Source organism: Kribbella endophytica, from assembly GCF_054781295.1.
This window is the reverse complement of record NZ_BAAGUR010000004.1, coordinates 172,268-198,559: the sequence shown is the minus strand read 5'-3', so window position 1 is coordinate 198,559 and position 26,292 is coordinate 172,268. Positions and strand designations below refer to the sequence as shown.

The window sequence follows — 26,292 nt, the reverse complement described above, 5'->3', positions numbered from 1 at the left end:
CATGGCGAACTGGGCTGACGAGAGCGATATCCGGAAGATCCTGGCCGACTGCCAGACGTGGGCCGTGGTGGGACTGTCGAACAACACCAGCCGGGCGGCGTACGGCGTGGCGCGGTTCCTGCAGCAGCACGGGAAGCGGATCGTGCCGGTGCATCCGTCCGCTGAGACGGTGCACGGTGAGCAGGGGTACGCGACGCTCGCGGATGTGCCGTTCGCGGTGGACTGTGTGGATGTGTTCGTGCGGTCGGACCTGGCCGGCGCGGTGGCGGACGAGGCGGTGGGAATCAACGCGCGGGCGGTCTGGTTCCAGCTGGATGTGGAGGACCCGGACGCCTACACCCGGACGACGGCCGCGGGACTGACGATGGTGATGAACCGCTGCCCGGCGATCGAGTGGGGACGCCTGGGCCCGAACTGACCGGTCCGTTCTGTTTTTTGAGGGGTTCACATGTTCACGATCGACACGTCCACGGAGTTCGGCGCGCGGATCGAGAAGCAGCTGGCGGGGGAGCAGGTGGTCTGGCTGACCACCGTCGGTAAGTCGGGGACGCCGGCGCCGAATCCGGTGTGGTTCCACTGGAACGGCCGGGAGGTGCTGGTGTTCTCGCAGCCCGCCAAGGCGAAGGTGCACAATGTCGAGGCCCAGCCGCGGGTCGCTCTGCACTTCAACGCGACGTTCACGGGTGGGGATGTCGGGGTTCTGTCTGGCTCGGCTGTCGTTGATCCTTCGGGTCCGACGGCGGAGGAGAAGGCGGTGTACGACGCGAAGTACGCCGAGGGGCTGGCGAGCTTGAGCATGACGCCGGAGGACTTTCACGCTGACTACTCGGTGCTGATCCGGATTACCCCGGACAAGCTGCGGGGTTTCTGAGCGCAAGTACCACACCAGCATCTTTCAAGTACCAACCACCTGATTGGTGGTTGGTACTTGAAAGAGGTGTTGGCGAGGTGCCTCAAGTGCCAGCCAGCCGATTGGTGGTTGGTACTTGAAAGAGGTGTTGGCGAGGTGCCTCAAGTACCAGCCCCCGATCGGTGGTCGGTACTTGAAAGGTGCTGGCCTGCTAGTTGAGGTAGCCCTCGACGGTGTCGGCGGAGCGGGGGGCGGCCTCGTCGGGGTTGTCGCCGTACTCGCGCTTGGCGCGGCGCTGGCGGAGGAGGTCCCAGCACTGGTCGAGCTCGACCTCGAGGGCGCGCAGGCGGGCCTTCTCGTCGGTGTCGTCGACCTGGCCGGCGGCGTGCTTGGTGCGCAGGTCGTGCTCCTCGGCCACCAGGCCGTTGATGCGGTGGAGGATGCTGTTGTCGTCGGTCATGAGGAAACGGTACGCCCGTCGGGCAGCGCGGCGCGGGCAAGGAGCTCCGTGGTGACCAGGATGGCGAGCGCCTCGGCCGCGATCAGGCCGAGCAGGACCACGAGCTGGAGCGCCGCCGCCGCGGTCGGTGACGCTCCGCCGAGCACCATGCCGACGAAGGCGCCGGGCAGCGTGACCAGGCCGACCGTGCGGGTCTGGTCGAGCGCGGGGAGCAGCGCGTCGCCCGCGGTGGGGCCGGCGACGAGCTTGAACGCGTCGGGCGACATCAGCCCGATGGACAGCCCGGCCTCGTACTCGCCGAAGCGCGCGCCGTACTCGTGCAAGAGGCGCCGCCCGGCGAGCGTGGTCGCGTTCATCGTGCCGCCGATGATGATGCCGCCCATCGGGAGGATCGTCTCGGGGTTGCGCGGGACGACGCCGGGGAGGATGAGCAGGAGCAGTACGACGCACGCGCTGCCGCCGATCGCGAGCGCGCAGAACGCGAGCTGACCGGGGACCTTCGCCGTCGACTGCAGCCGTCGGGTGCTGGTGATCGTCGCGACGGTCAGCATGACGCCGACGAAGATGAGGGCACCCCAGATCGTCTGCAGCGCGAATCCGACCACCGCGCCGACCAGCGCGAGCTGCAGGACGGCGCGGATCGCCGCGGTGACGATCCCCTTGTCGTGCCGCAACTGCGCGAACCGCGAGGCCAGTACGGCGATCGCCACCAGCAGGGGCAGGACTACGAAGGCAGCAACTCCCAGGCCGGTGTCGGTCGACATCCGGCCATTTCACCACTTTCTGCTCTGACTCAGCCTTCTTTGAAGTCGGCCTCGTCGTAGGCGTGTTCGGGAGTGTTGCCTGCGGCGACCTTTTCGGCTTCGTCGGTGCGGAGCTCGACGCGGCGGATCTTGCCGGAGATCGTCTTCGGGAGGTCGGCGAACTCCAGGCGGCGGATGCGCTTGTACGGCGCGAGGTGCTCGCGGCAGAACTGGAGGATCTCCGCCGCCAGCTCGCGCGACGGCTCCCGCCCGGCGGCCAGTACGACGTACGCCTTCGGCACCGACAGCCGCACGGGATCAGGCGACGGCACGACCGCGGCCTCGGCGACGGCCGGGTGCTCGATCAGGACCGACTCGAGCTCGAACGGCGAGATCCGGTAGTCGCTGGCCTTGAACACGTCGTCCGAGCGCCCGACGTACGTGATGTAGCCGTCCTCGTCGCGGCTCGCGACGTCGCCGGTGTGGTAGAAACCGCCGCGCATCACCTCGTCGGTGAGCGCCTTGGCGTCGCGGTAGCCACGCATCAGCGGAACCGGCGGGGGAGCGAGCTCGATACAGATCTCGCCGTCGTCGCCGATCGCGTCCGTGGCCGCGTCGACCAGCGCGATCGAGTACCCGGGCAGCGGCCGGCCCATCGAGCCGAGCTTGACCGGCTGGCCCGGCGGGTTCCCGATCTGCGCGGTCGTCTCGGTCTGGCCATACCCGTCGCGGATGGTGATGTCCCAGGCGTGGCGGACCTGCTCGATCACCTCTGGGTTCAGCGGTTCGCCGGCCGAGATGCACTCCCGGACCGCGACCTCGACCGCGGACAGGTCGGCCTGGATCAGCATCCGCCAGACCGTCGGCGGCGCGCAGAACGTCGTCACGCCGTACGTCTGCAGCACCTGCAGCATCTTCTCGGCGTCGAAGCGCACGTAGTTGTAGAGGAACACCGTCGCACCCGCGTTCCACGGCGCGAACACGTTGCTCCACGAGTGCTTGGCCCAGCCGGGCGACGACACGTTGAGATGTACGTCGCCAGGCTGCAGACCGATCCAGTACATCGTCGACAGATGACCGACCGGGTAGCTGACCTGGGTGTGCTCGACCAGCTTCGGCTCACTCGTCGTACCGGAGGTGAAGTAGAGCAGCAGCGAGTCGTCGGCCGCAGTGTCGACCTCGGGCACCGGGCCGTCGTACTGCCGGGTCTCCTCGTAATCGAGCCAGCCGTCGGCAGGCTCGCCGATGGCAACGCGCAGGCAGTGGTCCGCGACCCCGTCGTACCGGGTCGCGTCGGCACTGGCGGTCACCACAGCCCGTACGCCGCCGCGCGTGATCCGGTCGGCCAGGTCGGCGTCGGTGAGCAGGGTCGTGGCCGGGATCATCACCGCGCCGGCGCGGATGCAGCCGAGCATGACCTCCCACAGCGGCACGGTGTTGCCGAGCACGATCAGCACCCGGTCGCCCGGCTGCAGCCCGTGCTCCGTGAGCCAGCCCGCCACCTGCCGCGACCGCGCGGCCATCTCGGCGTACGTCAGCGAGTTGACCTCGCCGTCCTCCTCGACGATGGTCAGCGCGGCCACCTCGGGTTGCTCGACCGCCAGCGCGTCGAACCAGTCCCGCGCCCAGTTGAACCGGTCGAAGCTGGGCCAGCTGAAGTCCCGGTACGCCGTGTCGTAGTCCTCCCGGTGCGCGATCAGGAAGTCGCGCGCGTCACGGAAGGCCCGGGTGTTGTCCGAGGTGCTCTGTTCCTCGCTCATGCACCGCACTCTTCCCGACGTCGGTGCTGACGGCAATCTGCCCGCGCGGCGAGCGTCACCACCGGTACGACGGCCAGCGCCAGGACGCCGCCGCCAACAGCCAGCAGGGGGTACCCGGCTTCGGCGACGACCACGCCGGAGGCCAGGCCGCCGAAGGCACCGGCGATCGCGACGCAGACGTCGGCGAGTCCCTGCGTCCTCGCACGTGTGGCGGCTCTTGTGGCGCCGGCGACCATCGCTGTGCCGCTGACCAGGCCAAGGTTCCAGCCCAGCCCCAGCAGGGCGAGTGCGACAGCCAGTGCGGCAACGGAGTAGCTGGTGGCCGCAACGAGACCGGCGGCCAGCAGGGTCAGGCCGGAGGCGACGGCGATCGCGACGGGGTTGTAGCGGTCGACGAGCCAGCCGGTCAGCGGGGAGGGCAGGTACATCGCAGCGAGGTGGATCGCGATGACCACGCCCGAGGCTGCTGTGCCGTGTCCGTGGTGCTGCAGGTGGACGGGCGTCATCGTCATGATCGCGACCATCACCAGCTGGGTGATGACCATGATCAGCGTGCCGACGGTCACACCTGTACGGCGCTGCTCGGGCTGGGCGCTTGGCGCGTCAGGTGTGGTGTCGTCGAGAGTGCGGGCCAGCAGCAACGGGTCCGGCCGCAGCCAGACGGCCAAGACGAGTGCGGCGATCGCGTAGGCGGCTCCGGAGAGCAGGAACGGTCCAGCGAGGTAGGGGATACCGAGACCGGCTGAGAGGTCTCCCGTGGGCGCGGCCAGGAGGGGGCCGGCCACGCCGCCCACAGTCGTGGCAACGAGCACGGTGGAGACTGCCCGGGCGCGGTGCGCGGGGGACGCCAGGTCGGCTCCGGCGTACCGGGCTTGCAGGTTGGTCGACGTACCGGCGCCGTAGACGAACAGTCCGGCGAAGAACAGCGCCGGGCTGCTGGCGACCGCACCTGCGATCACGCCGGCGCTGCCGATCGCGCCGAGCAGGTAGCCGGTGGCCAGGCCGGGGCGGCGGCCGTAGGACTGCGAGATGCGCGCCACGACCGCCGCCGCCAGCACTGAGCCGGCTGTGCCGAGTGCGCTGGGCAGTCCGGCCAGGCTGGTGGAGCTGAGCAGCTGCTGCGCGAGCAGGGACCCTACGGTCACGCCGGCCGCGAGTCCTGCGCCGCTGAGGACCTGTGCGGCGACCAGGACGACGAGCGTACGGCGCTGGGCCGACGTGGGCAGGGTCCCAACCGTCACTGCGTGCGGCCGAGGTCCAGGCGGTCGGCCAGTCCGGCGGCGGTGAACGCGGCCACCAGCTCGTCGCGGCCTTCGGTGAAGTGGGCCCAGCTGTTGTAGTGGACGGCCACTACCCGGGCGGCGTCGAGCAGACGGGCCGCTTCGGCGGCCTGGGCGCTGTCGAGGACGAGCGGCTCGCCGTCGAACAGGATGGGGATGCGCGGAGCACCGGCGAACAGGATGGCTGTGTCGATCGGCGCGAACTTGTCGGCGACCTCCTGCACTGCGTCGAGGGAGGCGTTGTCGCCGCTGACGTACACGGTCGGCAGACCCTCGCCGGTCAGCACGAACCCGACGACCTGGCCGGAGATCGGCTCGACCTGCTCGCGCTCGCCGGGACCGTGGATGGCGGGCACCGCTGTCACCGTGATCGCGCCGCCGGCATCTGGCCCAGCGGCTGAGTCCCGGCCTCGGTCCAGCTGGACCGACTCCCAGTCGGCCAGTCCTTTCGCCTTGCCGCCCAGCCGCTCGGCTCCGCTGGGAGTGGTGAGCGTCAGCGGTACGTCGGCGAGCAGGGCGCGCCCGGAGGTGTCGAGGTTGTCGGGGTGCTCGTCGTGCGAGAGCAGTACGACGTCGATGCGGCCGAGCTCGTCTGGCCGGCCGGCGGCGGGCGCGGTTTTGCGCAGGCTGCGCTGCCCGCCGCGGCCGTACTCGCCCGGCTCGTCGAAGGTGGGGTCGGTGAGGAACCGCAGCCCGCCGTACTCGAAGACGGCGGTCGGGCCACCCAGGACGCGGACGTCGAAGTTCTCGTTGCTCATGACTCTTCCTCACGGTTCAGTGATGTGTTGTCCGTGAGAACCGTAGAGGGTTCTCACGGATATTGGCAAGATGTAGCATGAGAGTCATGAGTTCGAACGCTGCCGAGTCCGTCCTGTCGCCCGCGCCCGGCGCCGAGCGGTACCTCGCGCTCGACTTCGTGAACAGCGGCTACGCCCTGGCGAACGGGAACTTCGTGGACCTGCTCGGCACGCCCGACGCGACGAATCGCTGGCTGACCGACCACGGCTTGGCGCCCGACGGCGCGAACCTCCGGGAGATGTGCGCGACGCAGCTGCGCTCGCTGCGCGAGAACGTCAGAGCGTTGGTCGCGGCCCGCGTCGAGGGAATCCCGGTACTGCCCTCGGCGCTGAACGCCGTCAACGACGCGCTGCGACGGGTGCCCACGGCCCCCTTGCTGCTGTGGGACGAGAAGTCTGGGCCGTACCGCGAGACCGCGTGTCCCCCCAACGAGCTCCTCGACCGCGCGCTGGCGACGATCGCGGCTGATGCGGCCGACCTGCTCGCCGGGCCGGCCGCGGAGAATCTCGCCGCCTGCGACTCACCACCTTGCAATCGCTACCTGCTGCGCCACGGGCGTCGTCAGTGGTGCTCAACTCGCTGCGGCGATCGGGTGCGCGCGGCGCGGGCCTACGCCCGGCGTACCGCCTAGAGCTGCAGCGCGAGGACTGTCCCGGCGAGGACCAGCGGAGTTAGCACCAGCCCGCGCCAGAGGAACGACCACCAGGAGATGTGAACGCCGGCTGCCACGCAGCGGTCGCGCCAGAGCAGGGTGGCCAGCGAGCCCCACAGGGTCAGCAGGCAGCCGCAGTTCACGCCGATCAGCAGGAGCATCATCCGGTGGCCCTCTGCGGCCGCGACCGGCTCCATCGCTACGTACGCCGGGAGGTTGTCGAACAGGTTCGCCCCGGCGGCCGCCGTACCGGTGAGCCTCAGGTCGGAGGCCACGCCGCTGGAGACCGTGCCGGCGATGTCACCCAGCAGCTGCTCGAGCCCGTGCGCCGTGAGCGCTCCGACGACCAGGAACAGCCCGACCACCGTCACGACCAGTCGCCAGGGGACCAGTGACCACCTGAGCGCGGCTCGGCGTCGTACGGCGAACAGCACGGCCAGGACGACCGCACCGATGCTCGCCGGGATCGCCACCTCGACCCCGGACACGAACGCCGGCCCCAGCGCGAGGCAGACGCCGGCCGAGCTCCAGAAGAGGACCTTGTCGTCGACAGCGGGAGTCGCCGGTACGGCGTACTCGCGGCTGAGGTCGCGGTAGAACAAGGCGGCCAGCACTGCCACCGTGATGAGCACAGCCGCCACGGCGGGCCGCCAGCTGAGTCCGAGGTAGTCGGACAGGCCCAGACCGAGCTGGTCGAGCCTGTGCAGGGCCAGCAGATTGGTGAGATTGGACACCGGCAGCAGCAGCGACGCCGTACCGGCCAGCCAGACAGTGGTGAAGGCAAACAGCTTCGGCGGGATGTCGAGCTGCCGGGCCATCGCCAGCACGACCGGGGTCAGCAGGACCGCGCAGGTGTCGAGCGACAGCACGATGGTCAGCGCAGTGGCCAGTACGACGACCAGCAGCCACAGCCGCCAGACCTTGCCGCGGGCAAGGTGAGCCGCCTCCCGCGCTGCGACGTCGAACACCTTCGCGGAATCCGCCAGGCCTGCGATGACCGTCACAGCGACCAGAAACACCAGAACGGGGGCTATGCGCTCCAGCACCCCTACCGCGTCGTCCAGCCCGAGCAGGCCTGAGACCAGCACGCTCAGTCCGCCGAGCGCGCTCAGCCACCACATAGCCGCACCCTATGCGGCGCCCTTCCGTGGATCGGAATGGCGTCGTCCGCACACCGGTCCGGTGAGTAGGCTGATCGGGTGACGCCGCCGGAGGAGCCTGAAACCGCCGGGCAGACCCTGGCTGGTCTGCCCCTGGCGGGACGGCCGTTGTCCGGGCGCCCCGACGGGTACCCGGCCGAACTGGAGGCGGACGTCGTACTGCGGGACGGCGCCACCGCGCACCTGCGGCCGATCACTCCGGACGACGCTGACCTGCTGGTCGAGTTCTACGCGCGGGTCTCGGAGCAGTCGAAGTACTACCGGTTCTTCGCGCCGTACCCGCAACTGTCGGACCGAGACGTTGCCAGGTTCACCCAGGTCGACTACCACGACCGGCTGGCGCTGATCGTCACCGTCGCCGACGCGATGATCGGGGTCGGCCGCTACGAGCGGACCGGTCGCCGGACCGCCGAGGTCGCGTTCCTGATCGAGGACGCGCACCAGGGTCGTGGGCTGGGGCAACTGTTCCTGGAGCACCTGGCGCAGGCGGCCCGGGAGAACGGGATCACGCGGTTCGTCGCCGAGGTGCTGCCGGACAACCGCAAGATGATCACCGTCTTCACCGAGGCCGGCTACACGGTCGCGCGGGAGTTCGAGGACGGCGTGATCATGGTCGAGTTCGACATCGCGCCGACCGACACGTCGTTCGGGGTGATGCAGGCCCGCGAGCAGCGCTCCGAGGCACTGTCGATCGCGCGGCTGCTGACGCCAACGAGTGTCGCGGTGATCGGCGCGTCGCGGCGCGAGGGCACGATCGGGAACGCGCTGCTGCGTAACCTGCGCGACGGCGGCTTCCCGGGGCGGTTGTACGCCGTGAACACCGACACCAAGGCCGAGGAGATCGACGGCGTCGCGGCGTACGGGACGATCCGGGACGTCGACGACACGGTCGATCTGGCCGTGGTCGCGGTTCCGGCCGAGGCTGTGGTCGACGTGGTGCTGGACTGCGCCGCGAAGGGCGTGCGCGGGCTCGTTGTGGTCTCCAGTGGGTTCGCCGAAGTGGGCGCCGAGGGGCGTCGCCGGCAGCGGCGGCTGGTCGGGCTGGCACGCTCGTACGGGATGCGCGTGATCGGGCCGAACGCGCTCGGCGTGATCAACACGGCCGCGGGGGTGTCGCTCAACGCGACGCTGTCGCCGCTGATGCCGAGCCGTGGGCGGGTCGCGTTCTTCTGCCAATCCGGTGCTCTGGGCGTCTCGATCCTTGCCGACATGGTGGGTCGCGGGCTGGGCCTGTCGAGCTTCGTGTCGGCGGGGAACCGGGCCGATGTCTCGGGCAATGACCTGATGCAGTACTGGTACTCCGACGAGTCCACCGAGGTCGTACTGCTCTACCTGGAGTCGCTGGGCAATCCGCGGAAGTTCAGCCGGGTCGCACGGCGGCTGGCGCGCCGCAAGCCGGTCATCGCGCTGAAGTCCGGGCGGGCTACGCAGGGTGTTCCGTTGGGGCACACCGTACGGCGCAGTCATTTGCCGGCGGCAACGGTTGATTCGCTGTTCCGGCAGAGTGGGCTGATCGGCGTCGACACGACCGGTGAGCTGTTCGACGTGGCTCAGCTGGTCGCGCACCAGCCGCTGCCGAAGGGGCGGCGGGTCGCGATCGTGAGCAACTCGGACGCGTTGACGTTGCTGGCGCTGGACACGATGGCGGGATGTGGGCTGGAGGTGGCGGGGGAGCCGCACACGTTGAGCGCGGATGCTTCGGCGGACGACTTCTGTGATGCGCTCACGGGCGTGATCGCCGACGACGAGGTGCACTCGGTCGTGGTGATCTTCACGCCGCCGGTCCAGTCGAACGTCGACGAGGTCGCGCAGGTGCTCGCCGCCGCGGCCGCGGGCTCGGACAAGCCGGTGCTGTCGACGTTCCTCGCTTCGCGCAGCGTGCCGGAGCAGTTGCGTGTCGCCGACGAGCACGGTGGCGCGGCGCGCGGCTCGATCCCGTCGTTCCTGTCACCGCAGTACGCCGTGGGCGCGCTCGCGAAGGCCACCCAGTACGCCGAGTGGCGCCGGCGCGCGGACGACCAGATCCCTTCGCTGCCGGACGTGGACTCGGCGGGTGCGGAGGACTTCGTCGCGGAGTTCCTGCAGCGGCATCCGTCCGGTGCGGATCTGGACGATGTGGACCGGCAGCGGTTGCTGAGCTTCTACGACATCAGCGTGCTGCCGGCGTTCCCGGTGCTGTCGGCCGACGAGGCTGTTGCTCGGGCGGCTGATCTCGGGTTCGAGGTGATTCTGAAGGCGACCGCCGAGCAGTGGCGGATGCGGCCGGACCTCGCCGACATCTGGCGCCACATCCACGACGAGGACGACATGCGTGAGGCGTGGGCGGAGATGACGAGCACCTTCGGAGTCGCGTCGGACCCGGCGCGGGCGCAGTTCGTCGTACAGAAGATGGCGCCGCCGGGCGTGCCGGTGGTGATCTCGGCGCAGGAGGATGTTGCCTTCGGGCCGGTGGTGTCGTTCGGTCTGTCGGGGGTCGCGACTGATCTGCTGGGGGACCGGTCGTACCGGATGCCGCCGCTGACGACGGCCGACGCGGCTGAGATGGTGCGTGAGGTTCGGGCGGCGCCGTTGCTCTACGGGTATCGGGGGTCGGACCCGGTGGACATTGCGGCGATCGAGAACCTGCTGCACCGGGTCTCGCGGTTGACGCTGGAGCTGGAGGAGGTTGTCCGGCTGGACCTTCGGTCGGTGCTGGTTGCCGCAACCGGCGCGACGGTCCTGGACACGTCGATCCGGATCGCGCCGAACGAGAAGCCCCGGCAGGACATGCCGGCCCGCCGCCTGACGTGACGGCCGCCGAGTTGCTGGCCGGTGCGTTCGGGCTCGGCGAGGCCGTCGCGTTCACGCGGATTGCTCGGGGTGCGATGGGTGCGGTCTGGCGCCTCGAGACCAGCACTGGCGTGTACGCCGCCAAGGAGGCCTTCTGGCGTGCGCCCGAAGAGGAGCACGTCCGGCTGGAGGTCGCCTTCCGGGCGGCCTGTGGGGTTCGCAGTCCTGAGCCGTTGACGACGCCTTCCGGTCTGTACGTGGCCGACGGCTGGCGCATCTACGAGTGGATCGACGGCGTCGTGCCGCCCCGTGACGACCTCGACGTGATGGCCTGGCTGGCTGAGCAGATGGCCACGATCCACCTGGCAGGGTGGAACGACGGGCCGATGGAGACGAACGTCTGGTACCGCCGCGTCGACGTCGACTGGCCGGCTCTGGCGGAGCGTGCGCCCGAGCTGACCGCGTCCGTCCCGCGGCTCATCGAGCTCACCGACTTGGTGAACTCGACGAGCCTCGACGACCTGGTCCTGTGTCACCGTGACCTGACGCCGTCCAACGTGCTGATCGGTGCCGACGGCCCGTACCTCGTGGACTGGGACAACGTCGGACCGTTGCCACCGGCCCGGGAGCTCGGTGTCCTGCTGATCAACGACCTCACCGACGAGCACGCCGTACGGCGCCTGGTGTCGGCCTACCGTGCCGCCGGTGGACCCGGTGAGATCACCGGCCCGGACAGCTTCGCGACCGGGCTGGCGATCATGCTGAACTTCCTGCACGGGCAGACGAGCGCTGCACTCGATACCGACCTCGCCGACGAGCACCGGGCGTTTGCCGCCAGTCAGCTCGCCGGCCTGATCCAGTCGGTGCCGGCACCCGGCGTACTGGAACGTGCGGCTCAGTTCGCGCGGGTGTAGATCCCGTCTGCCCGGTTCAGGTGCCCGTAGTCGACCAGGTGCCGTCGCAGCGTGGCGTAGTCGTCGTGCCAGCGCTGCAGGATCTCGTTGACCTCGCGCTCGGCGTACTGCCTGCTCGGCTCGAAGGAGTCGACCAGATACTCCAGCACGACCTTGAACTTGGCCGGGACGGTCGGGAAGTGCGTCAGCTTCCCGTCGCGGACGAACGCGCGCAGCACGTTGTCGCGGTCCGGATCGGCCGACAGCGGCTCCCGCTCCGGCCGGCTCGACCGCACGGCGTCCTTGAACGCGCCCTCGTCGGCCCGCAGTCCGTTGCCTTCCGCAACTACCAGCTCGCTCTTGCCGAGTCGCTGCAGCGCCTTGGCGACGACCCCGAGGCCCAGCCCGGTCCGCTCCGCGACCTGCTCAGGACTCCCCGCCCCGAGCACCACCGCGGAGTACACCCGCAGGCGCGACGGTTCGGCCAGCAATCCACACAGTTGATCGGCGTTCATACGTTCCACGCTAAGGATGCTGGCAACCGGATTTCTGGTCAGCGGCGGCGCACCGCCGCGCTCAGCGCCGGGGTGAACGACATGTCATCGAGCTGGTTGATGGTGACGCCCGGGGGGACGATCTCGTCGATCCGGTCGAGGATCTCGGGGGAGAGCGCGATCTCCGCGGCCGGCAGTTGCGACTCGAGATGTTCCATCGTGCGCGGCCCGATGATCGCGGAGGTGACCGCGGGGTGGCGGGTCACGAACGCGATCGCCAGCTCGATCAGCGTCATCCCGGCGTCTTCGGCGAGCTTGGCGAGCGCGTCGGCGGCCGCGAGCTTGCGCTGGTTGACCTCCAGGCCGAGATCGAACCGCGCGGGGAAGCGCCCAGCGCGTCCCGAGGCCGGCGCCTCCTCGTCGATCCGGTAGCGACCGGACAGCCAGCCCATCGCGAGCGGGCTGTACGTCAGCACACCCATCCCGTGGCGCAGGCAGGTCGGCAGTACGTCGTACTCGATCGCACGGGCGAGCACGGAGTACGGCGGTTGCTCGGTCCGGAAGCGCTCTCTGCCACGTCGCTCCGCGGTCCACTGCGCCTCGACGATCTCCGACGCGGGCACGGTCGAGGCGCCGAACGCGCGGATCTTGCCCTGCGCCATCAGGTCCGACAGGGCGCCGAGCGTCTCGTCGATGTCGACGGCCGGGTCGAGCCGGTGGATCTGGTAGAGGTCGATCCAGTCGGTCCCGAGCCGCCGCAGCGACCGCTCGACCGACTCGACGATCCAGCGCCGGGACGCGCCGCGATGGTTGGGATCGTCGTCGAACGGCAGTCCAACCTTGGTCGCCAGTACGACGTCGTCGCGGCGACCTGCGAGGGCCTTGCCGACGATCTCCTCCGACTCACCGGCCGAGTACACGTCGGCGGTGTCGACGAAGTTGATCCCGGCGTCGAGCGCGCGGTGGATGATCCGGATCGAGGCGTCGTGGTCGGGATTGCCGGCGCCGCCGAACATCATCGCGCCGAGGCAGAGCTCGCTGACGGTGATGCCGGTGCGTCCGAGCGGGCGGTAGTCCATCTGAAAGTCCTTTGCGTGGGGTTGAGGTAGTCTCCGAAGCATGACCGGAGAGGCTATCCACTTAGACAGTAACGGACAGGCTATCCACTTACAAGGAGAGTCTGCGTCGGAGGCTGCCTCGCCGCGCGAGCCCGTGCCCGCGAAGCGCGCGGACGCCCAGCGCAACCGCGACAAGATCCTCGCGGCGGCCCGCGCTGCCTTCAGCGAGGGAGGCGACGCGTCCATGGCGGCCGTCTCCCGCCGGGCCGGTGTCGGGATGGCGACGCTCTACCGCAACTTCCCCGGCCGCCGCGAACTGCTCGAGGCCGTGTACGCCGACGAGGTCGCCGCCCTGTGCTCCGCCGCTGAGGCCGCCGCAGGTGAGACCCCCGGCGCTGCGCTCCGCACATGGCTGCTGCACTTCGCCGCCTTCATCACCGCCAAGCGCGACGTCGCCACCGAGTTGCTCACCCAGCTCGGAACCGACGAATCCGTCTTCGGCGAAGGCCGGGCGGCGGGCCTGGCCGCTGGCCGCCTGCTGTTGGAGGCGGCTCAGAAGTCCGGCGAGGTCCGCGACGACCTCACCCTGGAGCAGATCTTCGACATGGTCGTGGCTCTCGCCACCATCCACGCCCCCGCCGACTACGTCGACCCGATCCTGCAGACGGCCCTCGACGGCCTGCTGAGCCCGCGCCGGGACTGAGCCTGCGGCCGTCGTTGGGGCGAGCGTTGCCGGCGGGTGCTAAGACAGTGGCATGCAGCCAGGTCCTCACAACGCGATCACCGACGTCCCCGGCGTACTGGTCGGCCAGGTCGAACGCACCGACCCGCCGTACCTGACCGGTACGACGGTCGTCTACTTCCCCGGTACGGCGATAGCAGGCGTCGACGTCCGCGGCGGCGCGCCCGGCACGCGGGAGACGGACCTACTCGACCCGGTGAACGCCAACCCCGGCGTCAATGCGATCGTCCTCTCCGGCGGCAGCGCCTACGGCCTCGACACCGCCGCCGGTGTGATGGCGTGGCTCGAGGAACACGGCGAAGGCGTCCGAGTAGGCGCCGGTGAGCGCGACGTCGTCCCGATCGTCCCCACCGCCGTCATCTTCGACCTCGGCCGAGGCGGCGGCTTCACCGCCCGCCCCACCGCCGAGTGGGGCCGAGACGCCATCACCGCCGCCACGAGCGATCCAGTTGCCCAAGGCAACCACGGAGCCGGCGCGGGAGCTCGCGTCGGGGGACTGAAGGGCGGCACCGGCACCGCCAGCGTCCGCCTGGACGACGGCACCACCGTCGCCGCCCTGGCCATCGTCAACGCAGCAGGCTCAGCCACCAGCCCCACAGGCCGCCTGCACGGCGAGACCGCCGCCTTGGCCGACGAGTACGGCGTACTGAAAACCCCCACCGAGCCTCAGCCCACCGCAACCGGTCCCATCCCCGGCATGAACACCGTCATCGCCGTCATCGCCACCGACGCCCCCCTCGACAAAGCAGCCGCCAAACGCCTGGCGATGATCGCCCACGACGGCCTGGCCCGAGCCATCGACCCGGTCCACACCCTCGTAGACGGCGACTCCATCTTCGGCGTCTCCACCGCCCCCAAAGACGCCCAACGCCTCAGCGTCACCGACCCCACCGCGCTACTCCAACTGGAAACAGTCTTCGCCGCCGGAGCCCGCTGCCTCACCCGAGCCATCGTCCACGGCGTACTAGCCGCAGAGTCAGTCACCTCCCCAGCCGGCCACCACCCCAGCTACCGAGACACCTACCCGTCAGCCTTCGAAAGCTGATTCAGCTAGCTGAATTGAATGTGATGGTGGGGCCGTAGTCATCGGTGACGGAGATGTCGAACTCTCGGTCGGGGAAGGTGGCCCGCGCGGCTGCTCGCCACATGGCGGCGATGCGTTCGGCCAGCGCGGAGAGGGCCGTGTACTCCTCGGGTGCCTGCGGTGCGAGGACGTCCCAGAGGTGAACGTGGTTCACCGCTGCCTCGACTGCTTGGCGGTCGCCCTTGAGGTGGTCGAGCCAGTTGTTGACGCCGGTTTCGTCGAACTTGAAGGCGAGCAACACGCAGCCTCGTACTCGACGAAGTCGGGCCACAGCAACGTCGAGAGGACAGCAGCCTCGGCGACGCTCATGGTGGACATGACGAACGCGGCGGGGTTGAAGTCCGCCGTACCGGCCGCCCACTCGCGGATCTGCGGCAAGGCGGTCAGGTTCACGGGCATGGTGACTCGTTCTGTTGGCGTCAGAGCTCGTACGGGTAGAGCTGGATCTCGGGGACGCGGAAGGAGATCAGATCCTCCACGGACAGCTCCGATCTTCGGTGGGGTACCTCGATCAGGAGGACGTCGGAGCCTAACCGGAGCTCGACCACCGCGTCGTCACCTTTGGTGAGCCCGAGCACCTCGGCGGTGATCAGCGCGGCGTGGCCCTCTCCGGGGACCTCTGCCAGGGCAGCGGGCCCTGGGGAAGCGGGCACCCAGTCGGTGACGTCCTCGGGGATCTCGAACTCGACGTGGAACTGTCCCGCCGTCGCTGCGTTCGGGCCCATCCAGCGGCCGATGGCGGTGCCGATCTCACAGGTGAAGCGCACGTGCCCGGAGGGCTCGACCTGAAGGAGTTCCACCTTCATCGCGCATGCCTCGCTCGAGGCAGGAACTGGTCCAGCATCGCGTGGTGAAGGCACTCGATGGTCACGGAGGTCAGGGTAAGGGGCGTACGACCAGCTCGTCAGAAGTAGGCGAAGTAGCGTTCCCACCACGTCGGACTGGTGGTGGTGAAGGACAGGTCGCGAAGCGCGCGTCGAGTTGCTCGGTCAGCAGGCCGAACGACGCTGAGGCCTCCTTGCGGTCGAACCCCGCTGGAGACTCGACCCGCTCGGCGTCGTCCAGGCGCCGGAGTAGATCCATCAGTTCGGTGTCCGGAGGGAGGCTTGCCACGGTTAGTCGGCCGGCGAACGTGGTCTCGATCAGCCGGCGGTCGGTGGGGGAGTAGATCCAGAACTCGGGATCGGTCTCGACGATGGCCGGAAGGTGGGTGGCGGCGGCTGCCGGGGAGAGTCTCACCGTCGGCAGGGCGAGGCTGCTCCACAGGATGATCAGTTCGGTCGCGTTCGGTAGATCTCGGGGCAGGTCGGCGGTTCCGGAGTCGGTCGTGCGGAGCACCTGGCCGGGTGGGACCTCGGTCCAGTTGATCGTCGCGTCGCGGTTGCGGGGGAAGCGCGCGAGGCTTTGGCTCTCGTACTGGAGGTGCTCGAGGAGCGGTACGAGTTCGACTCCGGCGCGGCCCGACCACACCCTGGGGCGGGTGAGCGTGACCATCGCGCGGGGGAGGTGGTCAGCCCTCGTGCCGTAGGTGCCCTCGATCGTCACGGGATCGGGCTAGGCGGTCGAACGGCTACTGCGGCGTACTACCTGGGGACTACGAGCGACGGTCCGGAAGCGACCTAAAGGCGACGGGGAGACCGGTCTTGGGGCCGACGTAAGCGGGGCCGAGGAGCGACAGGGTTTGGGGTATGACGCAACCCGGTCCTCAGATGATGCAGGTGCCCCCTTCGAATCAGCAGCCGGCCTTGGCTGGGTGGGGGTTGGTGAAGTACTACGGAGAGGTGGTGGGCCTCGCCGGGGTGGATGTCGCGGTCAGGCCGGGGGAGGCGCTGGCGGTGATGGGGCCTAGCGGGAATGGGAAGACGACGCTGCTGCACGTGCTGGCGGGGATCTTGACGCCGGATCAGGGGGAGGTGTGGCTGGGCGGCGAGCGGGTGGATCAGTTGAGTGATGCTCAGCGGACCGTACTGCGGCGCCGGCGGTTGGGCTTCGTGTTTCAGGACAATCAGCTGCTGGCGGAGTTGCCGGCGGATGAGAATGTGGCGTTGCCGTTGATGGTGGACGGGGTGTCGAGGCGAGAAGCGGTCACCCGGGCGCGGGCGATGTTGGCTCAGGTCGGGCTCGCCAACGAGGCGACGCGGAGGCCGGGGGAGCTGTCTGGCGGACAGGCTCAGCGGGTGGCGATTGCTCGGGCGTTGGTGGGGGATCCGCAGGCGGTGTTCGCGGATGAACCGACGGGCGCGCTGGACGCGACGACCGGCGCTCAGGTGATCGATCTGCTGGTGGGCGCGGCGACGCACCGGGGTGCGGCGGTGGTTGTGGTGACGCATGACGACGCGGTCGCCGCGCGCTGCCACCGCGTCGTACGGATTGTCGACGGCCGGGTGAGCGACCGATGAATCCGATGACCTCGCTCGGGCTGCGCTTCGTGCGCAGACCGGGACCTGGCGGGCGGGCTGCCAACCTCGCGGCGTTCGGCGCGACCGCGATCGTCGCGCTGCTGATCACGTTCCTGATCGCCGGCACACTCGGGCTGACCGAGCGCAACGACCGGATCGGCTGGCGGGTCAGCGACGAAGGCGATGCGCGTACGGCGGTCGGCGTCACCAAGAACGTCGACGACATGGTCGACGGCAAGCCGTTCCAGCGCCTCGACGTTGCCGTCGTCAACGACCAGCGCAGCGCCGAACTGCCACCACCACCGGGCCTCGACCACGCACCGAAGCCGGGCGAGGTGTTCGTCTCGCCCGCACTCGCCAAGCTGTGGGGTCCCGACCTCGCCAAGCGCTACAAGACGGCCCAACCGACGGGCACGATCTCCAGCGCCGGGCTGTCGTCCCCTGACGAGCTGGTCGCGATCCGCGGCCTGCAGCCCAACGCACCCGGGCTCCAAGCAACCAACCACCCGAACTATCTCGACACCTGGCACGGTACGTCGACCGACGAACGCATCGCGACCCTGCTCGCACTAGTTGCCTTCGGCATCGCTCTGGTCCTCTTCCCCGTGCTCAGCCTCGTCGGCCAAGCCGCCGGGGTCGCCGCCAAGCGCCGCGAGCACCGACTCGCCGCACTCAGACTCGCGGGTGCGACACGCAGTCAGGTCCTCCTGCTCAGCGCGGTCGAGCAAGCCGTCCTCGGCTTCTTCGGCGCCGTCGCCGGCCTGATCGGCTACACCGTGCTCAGCCCGCTCATCGCGCGGATCCCGATCGGAGGCGGCCGCTGGTACGTCCAGGACCTCACCGTCAGTTGGTGGCTCGTCCTGCTCGTCCTCGTCGTCGTACCGCTGCTGTCGGTCCTGAGCGCGCTGATCGGCCTCGGCCGCGTCAGCATCACGCCGCTCGGCGTCGTCCGCGGCCAGACCCGCAAGGGCATCACGCCGTTCCGCCTCGCGCTGCTCGTCGTCGGGCCGATCATCCTCGGCGTGATCGGCAGCGGTGGCGCGATCCTGCCGCTCGTGATCGGCGTCGGCTTCGGGGCGCTCGCGGTCCGCGTCGTCGGTCCGTTCGCGGTGCAGATCATCGGCAGGATCCTGGCCAGTACGGCGAAAGGCCCGGTCGCGCTGCTTGCCGGCCGGCGTCTCGTCGACGATCCGAAGGCAGCGTTCCGTCCAGTCGCAGCGCTGGTGCTCAGCGGCTTCGTCACCGGATTCCTCGCGCTCTTCATGCCGTACGGCATCGGCGGCGACGGCAAGGACGCCTCCTTCGAGTACTACACGACGCCGGCAACCACCCAAAGCGTCGCCCAGGACGCCAAGAGCAGACTCGCGAGCGCCGGCCTCAAGGGCGAGGTCACCACCGGCGACCAGGTGGTCGACATCGTCGTCGCGAGCAACGACCGCGAAGGCGTCCGGACCGTGCTCTACGACCTCGTCCCTGGCAAGGTCCCGCTCACCGACGCCGAGAACGACCAGCACGAAGCAGGCCTGTACCTCGACATGCGCCTCGGCGTCGCCCTGCTGCTCGGACTGGTCTTCGTCACCGGAGCAGCCTCGACCGCCGCCGGCGCAGTCGGTACGGCGCTCGACCAGGCCGGCCCCGCCAAGGCGCTGCGCCGATCGGGCGTGCCCCTCCAGGTGATCGAGCGATCGTCGCGGCTCGCGGCCGTCGTACCGGTGATCGGCGTCGGCCTGCCGGTGGTCGGTTTCGGGGCGTGCTGCGGTCTGCTGCTGAGCGGCGGCCAGGTGATCACCGAGGGCAACTGGGGAGTCCTGCTGCTGTTCGGTCAGGTCGCGGTCGGACTGATTCTGGTCGCGGTCGCCGGAGCGGCCGGAGCGCCGGTGCTGCGCAAGGCGAGCGTCGGCTAGACCCGGACCGCAGTGCCCGCCCGCGTGCGCAACACGCGGGTGGGCAGGCGTCGTCCCGAGGACTGGGACAGAACCCTGATCCGGCGCATGCAAGGATGAGGGCATGCGTGACCTGAATGCGCCGGTCCCGGAGCTCACGGACGCCTCTGCCGCTCTGCGCGAGGCGATCGACCGGTGCGGCTACTACCCCGACGTGGTGACGGACTCTCTCGCGATCGCCATCGCGAACGAACCGATCCGCGCTTTCGTCCTCCAGCACGAACCGACCTTCGACCGCGACGAGGTTCGCCGCCACATCACGATCCTGGCGCTCACCCCGACCCGGCTGATCGTCGGGCACACCGACGAGCACGCCGCCGACGACCTGATCCGGGCGCCGTACGCGTCCACCTCGACCGAGGCGATCCCGCTCAACCGGGTGAACGCCGTCGTGGTGAACCGCGTCGTCCCGAACCCGTCGGCCTACGCCTCGACCAAGGCCGATCCGGCGGCGGCCGGCGGTGAGGTCGTGCTGACGATCGGCTGGGGCATGGTGAACCGGATCGACCTCGAGCCGGCCGTCTGCGCCGATCCGAACTGCGAGGCCGACCACGGCTACACCGGTTCCGTTGCCGCTGACGACATCTCGCTGCGGATCAGCGCGGCCGCCGACGGCCCGGCAGGGATCCAGCAGGTGCTCGACTTCGCCGCGGCGCTGTCCTTCGCGACGACGCGGTAGTTGCCGTGCCCGACCCGACGCCGATCCTGCCCGCGTACGGCGGCGGCTCGCTCGCCGACGTCCTGCCCTCGGTCGCCGGCGCTCTGTCGGTTCCGGGCGAGCAGAACCACCTCGGCCTGCCCGAGGCCAGCCGGTACGCCGTACTGCTGCTCGACGGCCTCGGCTGGAACCTGCTGCGCCGCCATCCCGAGCAGGCGCCGTACCTGAGTTCGCTGACCGCTCGCGCGCTGACAGCCGGCGTACCGTCGACGACTGCCGCGAGCCTGACCAGCCTCGGCACCGGGCTTCCGCCGGGTGCGCACGGGATTGTCGGGTACTCGTCGATCGTGCCGGAGACCGGCGCTCTGCTGAACGCCCTGGCCTGGGACGCTCCCGTGGATCCGCGGCGGTGGCAGCCGCATCCGACGGTCTTCGAGCGGATCGCGGCCGCGGGCGTCGCGACGCGGAACGTGAGCAAGGCGCGGTTCGACAAGTCCGGGCTGACCGCGGCGGCGTTCCGGGGGAGCGCCCACCGCGGGGCGGACACGATCGAGGACCGGCTGGACGCGACGAGGTTCGCGAGTCGGGAGGGGAGCTCGTCGCTGGTGTACGTGTACGACTCCCAGCTCGACTACACCGGTCACATGCAAGGCTGTGAGTCCTGGCAGTGGCGCAAGGAGCTGGCCGCGGCGGACTCGTTCGCGCAGCGGGTCAGGGCTTCGCTGCCGCGGGACGCCGTACTGGTTGTCGTGGCCGACCACGGGATGGTCGACGTCGCACCGGAGGACCGGATCGATCTCGACGCCGACCCGACGTTGACCGAGGGACTGCGGTTGATCGGTGGGGAGTCGCGGTTCCGGCACCTGTACTGCATCCCGGGCGCCGAGCCGTACGTCGCCGAGCGCTATCGCGAGCTGCTGGGTGATCGGGCGCTGGTGCTGTCCCGGTCGGAGGCGTCGGAGCGGGGTTGGTTCGGGCCGGTCGAGGAGCGGGTGGCGCCGCGGATCGGCGACATCGTCGTCGCGTCGCTCGGTGAGGTCGCGCTGGTCGCGGGGACCCGGTTCCCGCAGGAGGCCGGGCTGATCGGCATGCACGGGTCGTTGACCGAGGACGAGATGGCGATTCCCCTGCTGATCGACGCGGGGTAGGAGACCTTGGCGCGCGCTGGTACTTGGTAGGTGTGCGCCGATCAGCCGGACTGGCTCAGAAACTCCAGACGTTCCAGAAGAAGGTCGACGTTGCGTCGCGGCCGCCGCCGTCCTGCGCTCGGACGGTGACCTTGTAGCGTCCCGCGCCCGGGGTCAGCACGCCGGTGATCCAGCCGCGTTCCGGGTCGATCTTCAGGCCCGGCGGCAGGCCGGTCGCGGTGTAGCCGATGTCGCCCTTGCTGCTGAGGCCCTTGATCAGCAGCGGTACGGCGGGCAGCCCGCCGATCCCGAGCTGCTCGCTCGGCTTCGTGATCGTCACGCCGGACGTCGGCGTCTTCGTCGACGCGCCGACCGCCTCGGCCGCGTCGACCAGCCCTTCGCCGTAGTACGAGTTGTTCGCCTCCGAGCCGGTGCACTCGCCGCCGGACGCGGCCGGGCAGGTGAGGTCGTTGGCCTGGGCCGTGAGGCGTTCGCGGACCTGCTCGGGGTTGAGCTTCGGGTTCACGCTGCGCAGCAGCGCCACGACCCCGGCGACGTGCGGCGACGCCATCGACGTACCGTCCATGGCCTGGTAGCCGCCGCCCGGGACGGTCGAGTAGACGTCCTCGCCGGGCGCGGCGACGGTGATCTTGCCGGTGCCGAAGTTGGAGAAGCTCGACTTCGTGCTGCCGCCGTCGACGGAGGCGACCACGACCATGTTCGGCAGCTCGGTCGGCAGGCTGATGCACTCGTCGGTGATGGTCCGCTGGCCCGGCGCCGAGTCGTTCGGGCTGGTGTCGTCGCTGGACTTGGCGGCGAGGTTGTACTTCTCGTTGCCGGCCGCGGCGACGTTGACGACGCCCTTGCTGTCGGCGTACGCGACGGACCGTCGTACGGCCTCGGCGATCGCGTCCTGGTCCGGGTCGCTCGGGCAGGTGAAGAGCCACGGGTCGGTGTAGTAGCTGTTGTTGGTGACCGAGACGCCCTTGTCGGCGGCGAAGACGAACGCGCAGACCGTGTTCTCCGGGAAGAACAGCGACTCGTCCGGCTCGGCGACGCGGATCGACGAGACCCGGACACCGGGTGCGACGCCGACCATGCCCTTGCCGTCCTTGGCCGCAGCGATCGATCCGGCCACGTGCGTGCCGTGGTCGGCGATCGGTCGCCAGGCGCCGGGCCGGGTGTCGGCCTTGCCGTAGGCGCAGGACGCCGAGCGGCTCGCGTCGAAGTTCGCCTTCAGGTCCGGGTGCTGGTCGTCGACACCGGTGTCCAGCACGCCGACGGTGATCGACTTCGAACCGGGGTTGACCGCCCAGGCCTGGTCCGCGCCGATCTGCTGCATGTCCGGCCGCGGGATCTCCGGCGACTCGTCCGGGTTCTCGACCGGCGCCGGCGGGATCGGCGGGTTCGCGGCCGCGGCCGGGACGTCCGACGTACGGGTCGCTCCGACCTTCTGTACGCCGTTGACCCCACGGAGCTTCGCCGCGAAGTCCGCTGTCGCCGAGTGCACGACCAGGACGCCGATCGCGTCGTACGCCGCGTAGACGGTGCCGCCGTTGCCGGTGATCGCCGAGGTCACCGCGGCGGTCTGCTTCGGGGCGGTCAGCACGAAGTACGCACGCAGCCCCGCCTCGGCCCGAACCGGTACGGCGACGGCCGGCCCGGCCAGGGTGGTCGTCGTCAGGAAGAGGGCGAAGGAAAGGGCGGACAGCAGAGCTTTGCGCACGACCCAGTAGAACCTGACGAGGGTCCAGAACAAAAGCCGACGCCCCCCGGCGTTACTGACCCGCAAGCGACTTTGGCAGGATGGGCGCCCGTGGCTGAGCTCCTCTACTTCACCGGGACCATGGACTGTGGCAAGTCCACCCTCGCGCTGCAGATGGATCACAACCATCGGGCCCGCGGACGGCTGGGACGAATCTTCACCAGCCACGACCGCGCGGGCGACAACGTGCTGTCGTCGCGGCTCGGTCTGGCGGCCGAGGCGATCGAGGTGCGCCCGGACTTCGACTTCTGGGACTACGTCGTCGGGGAGCTGACCCACGGCGGCCGGATCGACTACGCGGTCTGCGACGAGGCGCAGTTCTACCAGCCCGAGCAGGTCGAGCAGCTGGCGCGACTCGTCGACGAGCTGCAGGTCGACGTGTTCTGCTTCGGCATCCTGACCGACTTCCGGGCGCGGATGTTCCCCGGCTCGGCGCGGCTGGTCGAGCTGGCCGACCGGATGGAGCTGCTGCAGGTCGAGGCGCTGTGCTGGTGCGGCGAGCGCGCGACGCACAACGCGCGGACGGTCGGCGGCGAGATGGTGACCGAAGGCGACCAGCTGGTCGTCGGTGACATCGAGCAGGACGCCCACGAGGTCGCGTACGAAGTACTCTGCCGTCGGCACCACCGGCGCCGGCTGACCACGGCCCGGGCGCGCGCCACGCTGTCTCCCGAGGTTCTCCCGTTCGGAGGTTCTGCATCATGAGCCCGTTGATCACTGCGGCCGAGCTGCGCGCTGCCTCCAATGTGGTCGTGCTGGACGCGACCTGGAACCTGATGGGTCCGCCCGGGCGTCAGGCGTACGACGCTGGGCACGTGCCGGGGGCGTACTTCGTCGACCTGGACACCGAGCTGGCCGGTCCGCCTGGTGAGGGCGGGCGGCATCCGTTGCCTTCCGCAAGTGTTGTCGAGGCGCTGTTGCGGCGTACCGGGATCGACGCGGATTCGACGGTCGTCGTGTACGACGCAGCCAACTCGATGGCGGCCGCGCGGGCGCGGTTCGTCCTGCGGTACTTCGGGGTGGCGGACGTGCGAGTCCTCGACGGAGGATTCGCCGCTTGGCAGGCCGCCGGGGGAGAGGTCATTACGGTGGTGCCGGCGGATGCAAGCTCGACGGCCGACGCGGCGGGGGTTTCGGCGGCGGAGCCTGCCGTCGGGGACGCCGCCGCCTTCACCCCCACCCCCGGAAACATTCCGGTACTCGACGCGGAGGGTGCGGCGGAGATTGCCGCGTCCGGCGTACTGCTGGATGCCCGGGCTCCGGAGCGGTTTGCCGGTGAGGTCGAGCCGATGGACAAGGTCGCCGGTCACATCCCGGGTGCTGTGAACGCGCCGACGACCGGCAACGTCTCGGCCGACGGGCACTTCCTGCCGGCCGAAGAGCTGCGCGAGCGGTTTGCGGAGCTCGGTGCGGATGGCTCGCAGGCCGTGGGCGCGTACTGCGGGTCCGGCGTGACCGCGGCGCACGAGGCGCTCGCGCTGGAGATCGCCGGGGTGGACGCGCCGGTGTACGTCGGCTCGTGGTCGGAGTGGATCACCGACCCGGACCGCCCGATCGCCACCGGTCGCGACTGAGGCGGGCGCACCGCGGCGGACCTTTCGACCGCAGTGGTAACGCCTGGCTGAGTCCTTGACTTGGCGGTTCCGTGGCATCAGGCTCGGGAGAAATCGATTTCCCACCCGCCCCTGGAGGAGTCGCCATGGACCGCAGGACCTTTCTGAAAGCCGCCGCCGGTGCCGGCGCCCTCGCCGCCGTACCGGGTGTTGCCAACGCGTCGATCCAAGCCGTGACCACGAACAAGGTCGCCGACCTCACCGGCCCCGGGTTGACCGACCGGTTCCGGATGGCGGCGACCGACCTCGGGATCCCGGTCCGCACGCCGGACGGGCGGATGCTGTTCATGTTCGGCGACACCTTCGAGGAGGCCCGCGTCGGCGGTGGGTGGTGGCGATCGCCGGTCGCGCTGTGGTCGACGACGACCGACCTGAACAGCGGCGTGAAGTGGTCGGGCGCCGTCGGTGGCGCGGCGGCCCAGCAACTGTGGGACTACCCGCACGACAACCCGACGTTCTCGACCGTGCTGCCGTCGGACGTGATCACGATCGGCGGGTCGATGTACCTGCACGCGATGGTCAACAAGGGCCTCGGCAACGTGGTGTGGACCGAGATCTGGCGCAGCGACAACTCGGGCGCGAGCTGGTACCACACCGGTGCGAAGTTCGACGCGAACCTCGACGGCGGGCTGTTCCAGTGCCTGACGTGGGGTGAGGGCAGCGACGGCTACGTCTACGTGTACTCGACCGGGTTCCAGCGCAACAAGCCGATCATCCTCAAGCGCGTTCGTAGCAACCAGATCGCCAACCCTGCGGCGTACGAGCCCTGGGGTTTCCGCGACGGCGTGTGGGCCTGGGGCAACCCGGCCACACCGATCCTGAACGGCAGCTTCGGTGAGCTCTGCCTGCGGCCGCTGGGCGGGAAGTGGATCCTGACCTGGTTCAACGCCGGCGACTACCGGATCGACGGCATCATCATGGACACGCCGACGTCGAACCTCTACACCGCCAACCGTCAGACCCTCGTCTACGGCGGCGCGTGGGGTCAGGAGGACGGCAACCACGTCGCCCAGCTGTACGGCGGCTACATCATCCCCGGCTCGACCTTGAGCGACCTGCACCTGGCGGTCAGCCAGTGGAAGACCGACGCCGGCTGGCCGTACCGCGTCATGCAGTTCCGCGTCCGCGGCTTCGGGTAGTCGGCAGTTGCCGTGGAGGCCTGAGTGGGTCCACCAACCTGCTCAGGCCTCCCGGCGGATCAGTACGGCAGGGCGACGTAGTCGGCGTTCTGCCCTGCTGTCGCGTCGCCGGCGACCTCGCGGGGGACGTCGCGGACGATCAGGCCGGCCTCGTTGGCGGCGGTGAGCGCGGCCTGGTCGTAGCGGGTCTTGCCCCAGATGTCGACCATGTACTTGCGGGTCTTCAGGTAGTCGACGTACCGGGCCATGTGGGCGTCGTCGAGGCCCAGTGCGGCGAACAGCGCGATGCGGTCGCCGTCCTTGCTCGCGACGCGCCACTTCGGGTACTTGTCGTGCTCGTGCGGGAGCGGCGCCTTCGACTTCGGGAAGCGCAGCAGCGTGCCGTTGCCGCTGTGGGTGGTGCGCAGGCTCCAGACCGCGACGTCGCCGACGCGGGTGCGGACGTACACGTTGTTCCCGACGTTCAGGTCGGGGGTGTTGTGCGACTGGTGGCGCAGGTTCAGGCCGCCGGTGTGGCGGTAGTGGTCCTGCAGGTAGATGCCGAACCGCAGGATCGTGTACCGGCCGTTCCAGTCGGGCGCGTTCGGGTCGACCCGGTCGGCGTTGTCCTTGTGGAAGCCCCGCTGCACCCCGTTGACCGTGAACGCGCTGTCGCCGGTGTAGACGATCTTGTCCTCACCGAGAATCTGCCGGGCGATCTTCACGAAGTTGCCGTCGGTCAGCACCTCGCGCAGCCGCGGGTTGGCGAGCAGGTCGCCCCCGAAGCTCTTCCGGGACCAGTGCGCCGCCTCGCGGAGCCGCTTGACGTCGTCGGGGGAGTACACCCCACGCACGATCGTCCAGCCGTTCTCCCAGAATCCGTTCACGTCGACGTCGTTCACCGCTGACATGTCCCACCCTTCAAG

General features: G+C 69.7%; 27 protein-coding genes. 14 read left to right on the top strand and 13 right to left on the bottom strand.

What is annotated here, in order from left to right; genetic code table 11:
- Position 1 precedes the first annotated feature (1 nt).
- Positions 2 to 418 (top strand): CoA-binding protein, encoded by a 417-nt coding sequence (locus ACYVIO_RS32805; protein ID WP_460654820.1) that lies wholly within the window; start codon positions 2 to 4, stop codon positions 416 to 418.
- A 30-nt stretch (positions 419 to 448) separates the two neighbouring features.
- Positions 449 to 871 carry a TIGR03667 family PPOX class F420-dependent oxidoreductase gene (locus ACYVIO_RS32800; protein ID WP_460654819.1) on the top strand — a complete coding sequence of 141 codons (423 nt, stop codon included), beginning with the start codon at positions 449 to 451 and terminating at the stop codon, positions 869 to 871.
- A 190-nt stretch (positions 872 to 1,061) separates the two neighbouring features.
- On the opposite strand, the gene ACYVIO_RS32795 is transcribed toward ACYVIO_RS32800, so the two are convergent.
- Genes ACYVIO_RS32795 through ACYVIO_RS32775 form a run of 5 tightly spaced genes read right to left on the bottom strand, consistent with a single transcriptional unit; the run spans position 1,062 to position 5,851 of the window.
- The gene (locus ACYVIO_RS32795) at positions 1,062 to 1,310 is read right to left on the bottom strand and encodes a DUF2630 family protein (protein ID WP_460654818.1); all 249 of its coding nucleotides are present in this window, start codon (positions 1,308 to 1,310) and stop codon (positions 1,062 to 1,064) included.
- Positions 1,307 to 2,074: an ABC transporter permease gene (locus tag ACYVIO_RS32790; RefSeq protein ID WP_460654817.1), complete on the bottom strand. Its 768-nt coding sequence runs from the start codon at positions 2,072 to 2,074 to the stop codon at positions 1,307 to 1,309. The genes ACYVIO_RS32795 and ACYVIO_RS32790 overlap by 4 nt, the downstream gene beginning before the upstream one ends.
- A 29-nt stretch (positions 2,075 to 2,103) precedes the next feature.
- Positions 2,104 to 3,813, bottom strand: a complete 1,710-nt coding sequence (locus ACYVIO_RS32785; RefSeq protein WP_460654816.1) for an AMP-binding protein — start codon at positions 3,811 to 3,813, stop codon at positions 2,104 to 2,106.
- Positions 3,810 to 5,054, bottom strand: a complete 1,245-nt coding sequence (locus ACYVIO_RS32780; protein ID WP_460654815.1) for an MFS transporter — start codon at positions 5,052 to 5,054, stop codon at positions 3,810 to 3,812. The genes ACYVIO_RS32785 and ACYVIO_RS32780 overlap by 4 nt, the downstream gene beginning before the upstream one ends.
- Positions 5,051 to 5,851, bottom strand: coding sequence for an MBL fold metallo-hydrolase (locus tag ACYVIO_RS32775; RefSeq protein ID WP_460654814.1), 801 nt, complete (start codon positions 5,849 to 5,851; stop codon positions 5,051 to 5,053). Before ACYVIO_RS32775 ends, ACYVIO_RS32780 begins: the two co-directional genes overlap by 4 nt.
- A gap of 86 nt (positions 5,852 to 5,937) precedes the next feature.
- On the opposite strand from ACYVIO_RS32775, the gene ACYVIO_RS32770 reads away from it, so the two are divergent.
- Positions 5,938 to 6,522 carry a CGNR zinc finger domain-containing protein gene (locus ACYVIO_RS32770; protein WP_460654813.1) on the top strand — a complete coding sequence of 195 codons (585 nt, stop codon included), beginning with the start codon at positions 5,938 to 5,940 and terminating at the stop codon, positions 6,520 to 6,522.
- Here the strand turns inward: ACYVIO_RS32770 and ACYVIO_RS32765 are convergent.
- Positions 6,519 to 7,664, bottom strand: coding sequence for an ArsB/NhaD family transporter (locus tag ACYVIO_RS32765; protein ID WP_460654812.1), 1,146 nt, complete (start codon positions 7,662 to 7,664; stop codon positions 6,519 to 6,521). The two genes, ACYVIO_RS32770 and ACYVIO_RS32765, sit on opposite strands and share 4 nt — an antisense overlap.
- A 78-nt stretch (positions 7,665 to 7,742) precedes the next feature.
- Here ACYVIO_RS32765 and ACYVIO_RS32760 point away from each other — a divergent pair, with 78 nt between their 5' ends.
- On the top strand, positions 7,743 to 10,493 hold the full coding sequence (locus ACYVIO_RS32760) for a bifunctional acetate--CoA ligase family protein/GNAT family N-acetyltransferase (protein ID WP_460654811.1): 2,751 nt from the start codon (positions 7,743 to 7,745) through the stop codon (positions 10,491 to 10,493).
- On the top strand, positions 10,490 to 11,386 hold the full coding sequence (locus ACYVIO_RS32755; RefSeq protein ID WP_460654810.1) for a phosphotransferase enzyme family protein: 897 nt from the start codon (positions 10,490 to 10,492) through the stop codon (positions 11,384 to 11,386). The genes ACYVIO_RS32760 and ACYVIO_RS32755 overlap by 4 nt, the downstream gene beginning before the upstream one ends.
- On the opposite strand, the gene ACYVIO_RS32750 is transcribed toward ACYVIO_RS32755, so the two are convergent.
- A complete protein-coding gene (locus tag ACYVIO_RS32750; protein ID WP_460654809.1) occupies positions 11,368 to 11,880 on the bottom strand; it encodes a DUF2087 domain-containing protein in 513 nt (170 codons plus the stop codon). The genes ACYVIO_RS32755 and ACYVIO_RS32750 overlap by 19 nt on opposite strands.
- 38 nt (positions 11,881 to 11,918) lie before the next feature.
- Positions 11,919 to 12,938 carry an aldo/keto reductase gene (locus ACYVIO_RS32745; protein WP_460654808.1) on the bottom strand — a complete coding sequence of 340 codons (1,020 nt, stop codon included), beginning with the start codon at positions 12,936 to 12,938 and terminating at the stop codon, positions 11,919 to 11,921.
- A gap of 133 nt (positions 12,939 to 13,071) precedes the next feature.
- Here ACYVIO_RS32745 and ACYVIO_RS32740 point away from each other — a divergent pair, with 133 nt between their 5' ends.
- Positions 13,072 to 13,620, top strand: a complete 549-nt coding sequence (locus ACYVIO_RS32740; RefSeq protein ID WP_460654807.1) for a TetR/AcrR family transcriptional regulator — start codon at positions 13,072 to 13,074, stop codon at positions 13,618 to 13,620.
- 52 nt (positions 13,621 to 13,672) lie between these two features.
- Positions 13,673 to 14,704: a P1 family peptidase gene (locus tag ACYVIO_RS32735; protein ID WP_460654806.1), complete on the top strand. Its 1,032-nt coding sequence runs from the start codon at positions 13,673 to 13,675 to the stop codon at positions 14,702 to 14,704.
- A gap of 1 nt (position 14,705) precedes the next feature.
- Here the strand turns inward: ACYVIO_RS32735 and ACYVIO_RS32730 are convergent, their stop codons facing one another.
- The 3 genes from ACYVIO_RS32730 to ACYVIO_RS32720 form a co-directional block, all read right to left on the bottom strand.
- Positions 14,706 to 14,984, bottom strand: coding sequence for a hypothetical protein (locus ACYVIO_RS32730; RefSeq protein ID WP_460654805.1), 279 nt, complete (start codon positions 14,982 to 14,984; stop codon positions 14,706 to 14,708).
- Between the two features lie 178 nt (positions 14,985 to 15,162).
- The gene (locus ACYVIO_RS32725) at positions 15,163 to 15,549 is read right to left on the bottom strand and encodes a hypothetical protein (RefSeq protein ID WP_460654804.1); all 387 of its coding nucleotides are present in this window, start codon (positions 15,547 to 15,549) and stop codon (positions 15,163 to 15,165) included.
- A 70-nt stretch (positions 15,550 to 15,619) separates the two neighbouring features.
- On the bottom strand, positions 15,620 to 16,288 hold the full coding sequence (locus ACYVIO_RS32720) for a hypothetical protein (protein WP_460654803.1): 669 nt from the start codon (positions 16,286 to 16,288) through the stop codon (positions 15,620 to 15,622).
- Positions 16,289 to 16,431: 143 nt separating this feature from the next.
- Between ACYVIO_RS32720 and ACYVIO_RS32715 the strand changes: the two genes are divergently transcribed.
- The 4 genes from ACYVIO_RS32715 to ACYVIO_RS32700 all read left to right on the top strand — a co-directional run bounded on the left by ACYVIO_RS32715 (position 16,432) and on the right by ACYVIO_RS32700 (position 20,891).
- A complete protein-coding gene (locus tag ACYVIO_RS32715) occupies positions 16,432 to 17,142 on the top strand; it encodes an ABC transporter ATP-binding protein (protein WP_460654802.1) in 711 nt (236 codons plus the stop codon).
- Entirely contained in the window at positions 17,139 to 19,046 is a 1,908-nt protein-coding gene (locus ACYVIO_RS32710) for an FtsX-like permease family protein (protein ID WP_460654801.1), read from the top strand. The genes ACYVIO_RS32715 and ACYVIO_RS32710 overlap by 4 nt, the downstream gene beginning before the upstream one ends.
- Before the next feature lie 103 nt (positions 19,047 to 19,149).
- The gene (locus ACYVIO_RS32705; protein ID WP_460654800.1) at positions 19,150 to 19,764 is read left to right on the top strand and encodes a DUF5998 family protein; all 615 of its coding nucleotides are present in this window, start codon (positions 19,150 to 19,152) and stop codon (positions 19,762 to 19,764) included.
- 5 nt (positions 19,765 to 19,769) lie between these two features.
- The gene (locus ACYVIO_RS32700) at positions 19,770 to 20,891 is read left to right on the top strand and encodes an alkaline phosphatase family protein (protein ID WP_460654799.1); all 1,122 of its coding nucleotides are present in this window, start codon (positions 19,770 to 19,772) and stop codon (positions 20,889 to 20,891) included.
- A 55-nt stretch (positions 20,892 to 20,946) separates the two neighbouring features.
- Here the strand turns inward: ACYVIO_RS32700 and ACYVIO_RS32695 are convergent, their stop codons facing one another.
- Entirely contained in the window at positions 20,947 to 22,596 is a 1,650-nt protein-coding gene (locus ACYVIO_RS32695; protein ID WP_460654798.1) for a S8 family peptidase, read from the bottom strand.
- A gap of 90 nt (positions 22,597 to 22,686) precedes the next feature.
- Between ACYVIO_RS32695 and ACYVIO_RS32690 the strand changes: the two genes are divergently transcribed.
- From ACYVIO_RS32690 to ACYVIO_RS32680, 3 genes are all read left to right on the top strand, one after another.
- Complete coding sequence (locus ACYVIO_RS32690) at positions 22,687 to 23,340, top strand: thymidine kinase (protein ID WP_460654797.1); 654 nt, start codon at positions 22,687 to 22,689, stop codon at positions 23,338 to 23,340.
- A complete protein-coding gene (locus ACYVIO_RS32685) occupies positions 23,337 to 24,209 on the top strand; it encodes a sulfurtransferase (RefSeq protein WP_460654796.1) in 873 nt (290 codons plus the stop codon). The genes ACYVIO_RS32690 and ACYVIO_RS32685 overlap by 4 nt, the downstream gene beginning before the upstream one ends.
- Positions 24,210 to 24,334: 125 nt before the next feature.
- Complete coding sequence (locus tag ACYVIO_RS32680; RefSeq protein WP_460654795.1) at positions 24,335 to 25,387, top strand: DUF4185 domain-containing protein; 1,053 nt, start codon at positions 24,335 to 24,337, stop codon at positions 25,385 to 25,387.
- A 59-nt stretch (positions 25,388 to 25,446) separates the two neighbouring features.
- Here the strand turns inward: ACYVIO_RS32680 and ACYVIO_RS32675 are convergent, their stop codons facing one another.
- On the bottom strand, positions 25,447 to 26,277 hold the full coding sequence (locus ACYVIO_RS32675; RefSeq protein WP_460654794.1) for a phytanoyl-CoA dioxygenase family protein: 831 nt from the start codon (positions 26,275 to 26,277) through the stop codon (positions 25,447 to 25,449).
- Positions 26,278 to 26,292 lie beyond the last annotated feature (15 nt).

Excerpts from the sequence above, each read along its gene's own strand:
- ACYVIO_RS32785 (WP_460654816.1), bottom strand. The coding sequence starts at position 3,813 with ATGAGCGAGGAACAGAGCACCTCGGACAACACCCGGGCCTTCCGTGAC.
- ACYVIO_RS32765 (WP_460654812.1), bottom strand. The coding sequence starts at position 7,664 with ATGTGGTGGCTGAGCGCGCTCGGCGGACTGAGCGTGCTGGTCTCAGGC.
- ACYVIO_RS32710 (WP_460654801.1), top strand. The coding sequence starts at position 17,139 with ATGAATCCGATGACCTCGCTCGGGCTGCGCTTCGTGCGCAGACCGGGA.
- ACYVIO_RS32675 (WP_460654794.1), bottom strand. The coding sequence starts at position 26,277 with ATGTCAGCGGTGAACGACGTCGACGTGAACGGATTCTGGGAGAACGGC.
- ACYVIO_RS32775 (WP_460654814.1), bottom strand. The coding sequence starts at position 5,851 with ATGAGCAACGAGAACTTCGACGTCCGCGTCCTGGGTGGCCCGACCGCC.
- ACYVIO_RS32735 (WP_460654806.1), top strand. The coding sequence starts at position 13,673 with ATGCAGCCAGGTCCTCACAACGCGATCACCGACGTCCCCGGCGTACTG.
- ACYVIO_RS32715 (WP_460654802.1), top strand. The coding sequence starts at position 16,432 with ATGACGCAACCCGGTCCTCAGATGATGCAGGTGCCCCCTTCGAATCAG.
- ACYVIO_RS32770 (WP_460654813.1), top strand. The coding sequence starts at position 5,938 with ATGAGTTCGAACGCTGCCGAGTCCGTCCTGTCGCCCGCGCCCGGCGCC.
- ACYVIO_RS32795 (WP_460654818.1), bottom strand. The coding sequence starts at position 1,310 with ATGACCGACGACAACAGCATCCTCCACCGCATCAACGGCCTGGTGGCC.
- ACYVIO_RS32680 (WP_460654795.1), top strand. The coding sequence starts at position 24,335 with ATGGACCGCAGGACCTTTCTGAAAGCCGCCGCCGGTGCCGGCGCCCTC.
- ACYVIO_RS32750 (WP_460654809.1), bottom strand. The coding sequence starts at position 11,880 with ATGAACGCCGATCAACTGTGTGGATTGCTGGCCGAACCGTCGCGCCTG.
- ACYVIO_RS32705 (WP_460654800.1), top strand. The coding sequence starts at position 19,150 with ATGCGTGACCTGAATGCGCCGGTCCCGGAGCTCACGGACGCCTCTGCC.
- ACYVIO_RS32800 (WP_460654819.1), top strand. The coding sequence starts at position 449 with ATGTTCACGATCGACACGTCCACGGAGTTCGGCGCGCGGATCGAGAAG.
- ACYVIO_RS32790 (WP_460654817.1), bottom strand. The coding sequence starts at position 2,074 with ATGTCGACCGACACCGGCCTGGGAGTTGCTGCCTTCGTAGTCCTGCCC.
- ACYVIO_RS32725 (WP_460654804.1), bottom strand. The coding sequence starts at position 15,549 with ATGAAGGTGGAACTCCTTCAGGTCGAGCCCTCCGGGCACGTGCGCTTC.
- ACYVIO_RS32685 (WP_460654796.1), top strand. The coding sequence starts at position 23,337 with ATGAGCCCGTTGATCACTGCGGCCGAGCTGCGCGCTGCCTCCAATGTG.
- ACYVIO_RS32745 (WP_460654808.1), bottom strand. The coding sequence starts at position 12,938 with ATGGACTACCGCCCGCTCGGACGCACCGGCATCACCGTCAGCGAGCTC.
- ACYVIO_RS32805 (WP_460654820.1), top strand. The coding sequence starts at position 2 with ATGGCGAACTGGGCTGACGAGAGCGATATCCGGAAGATCCTGGCCGAC.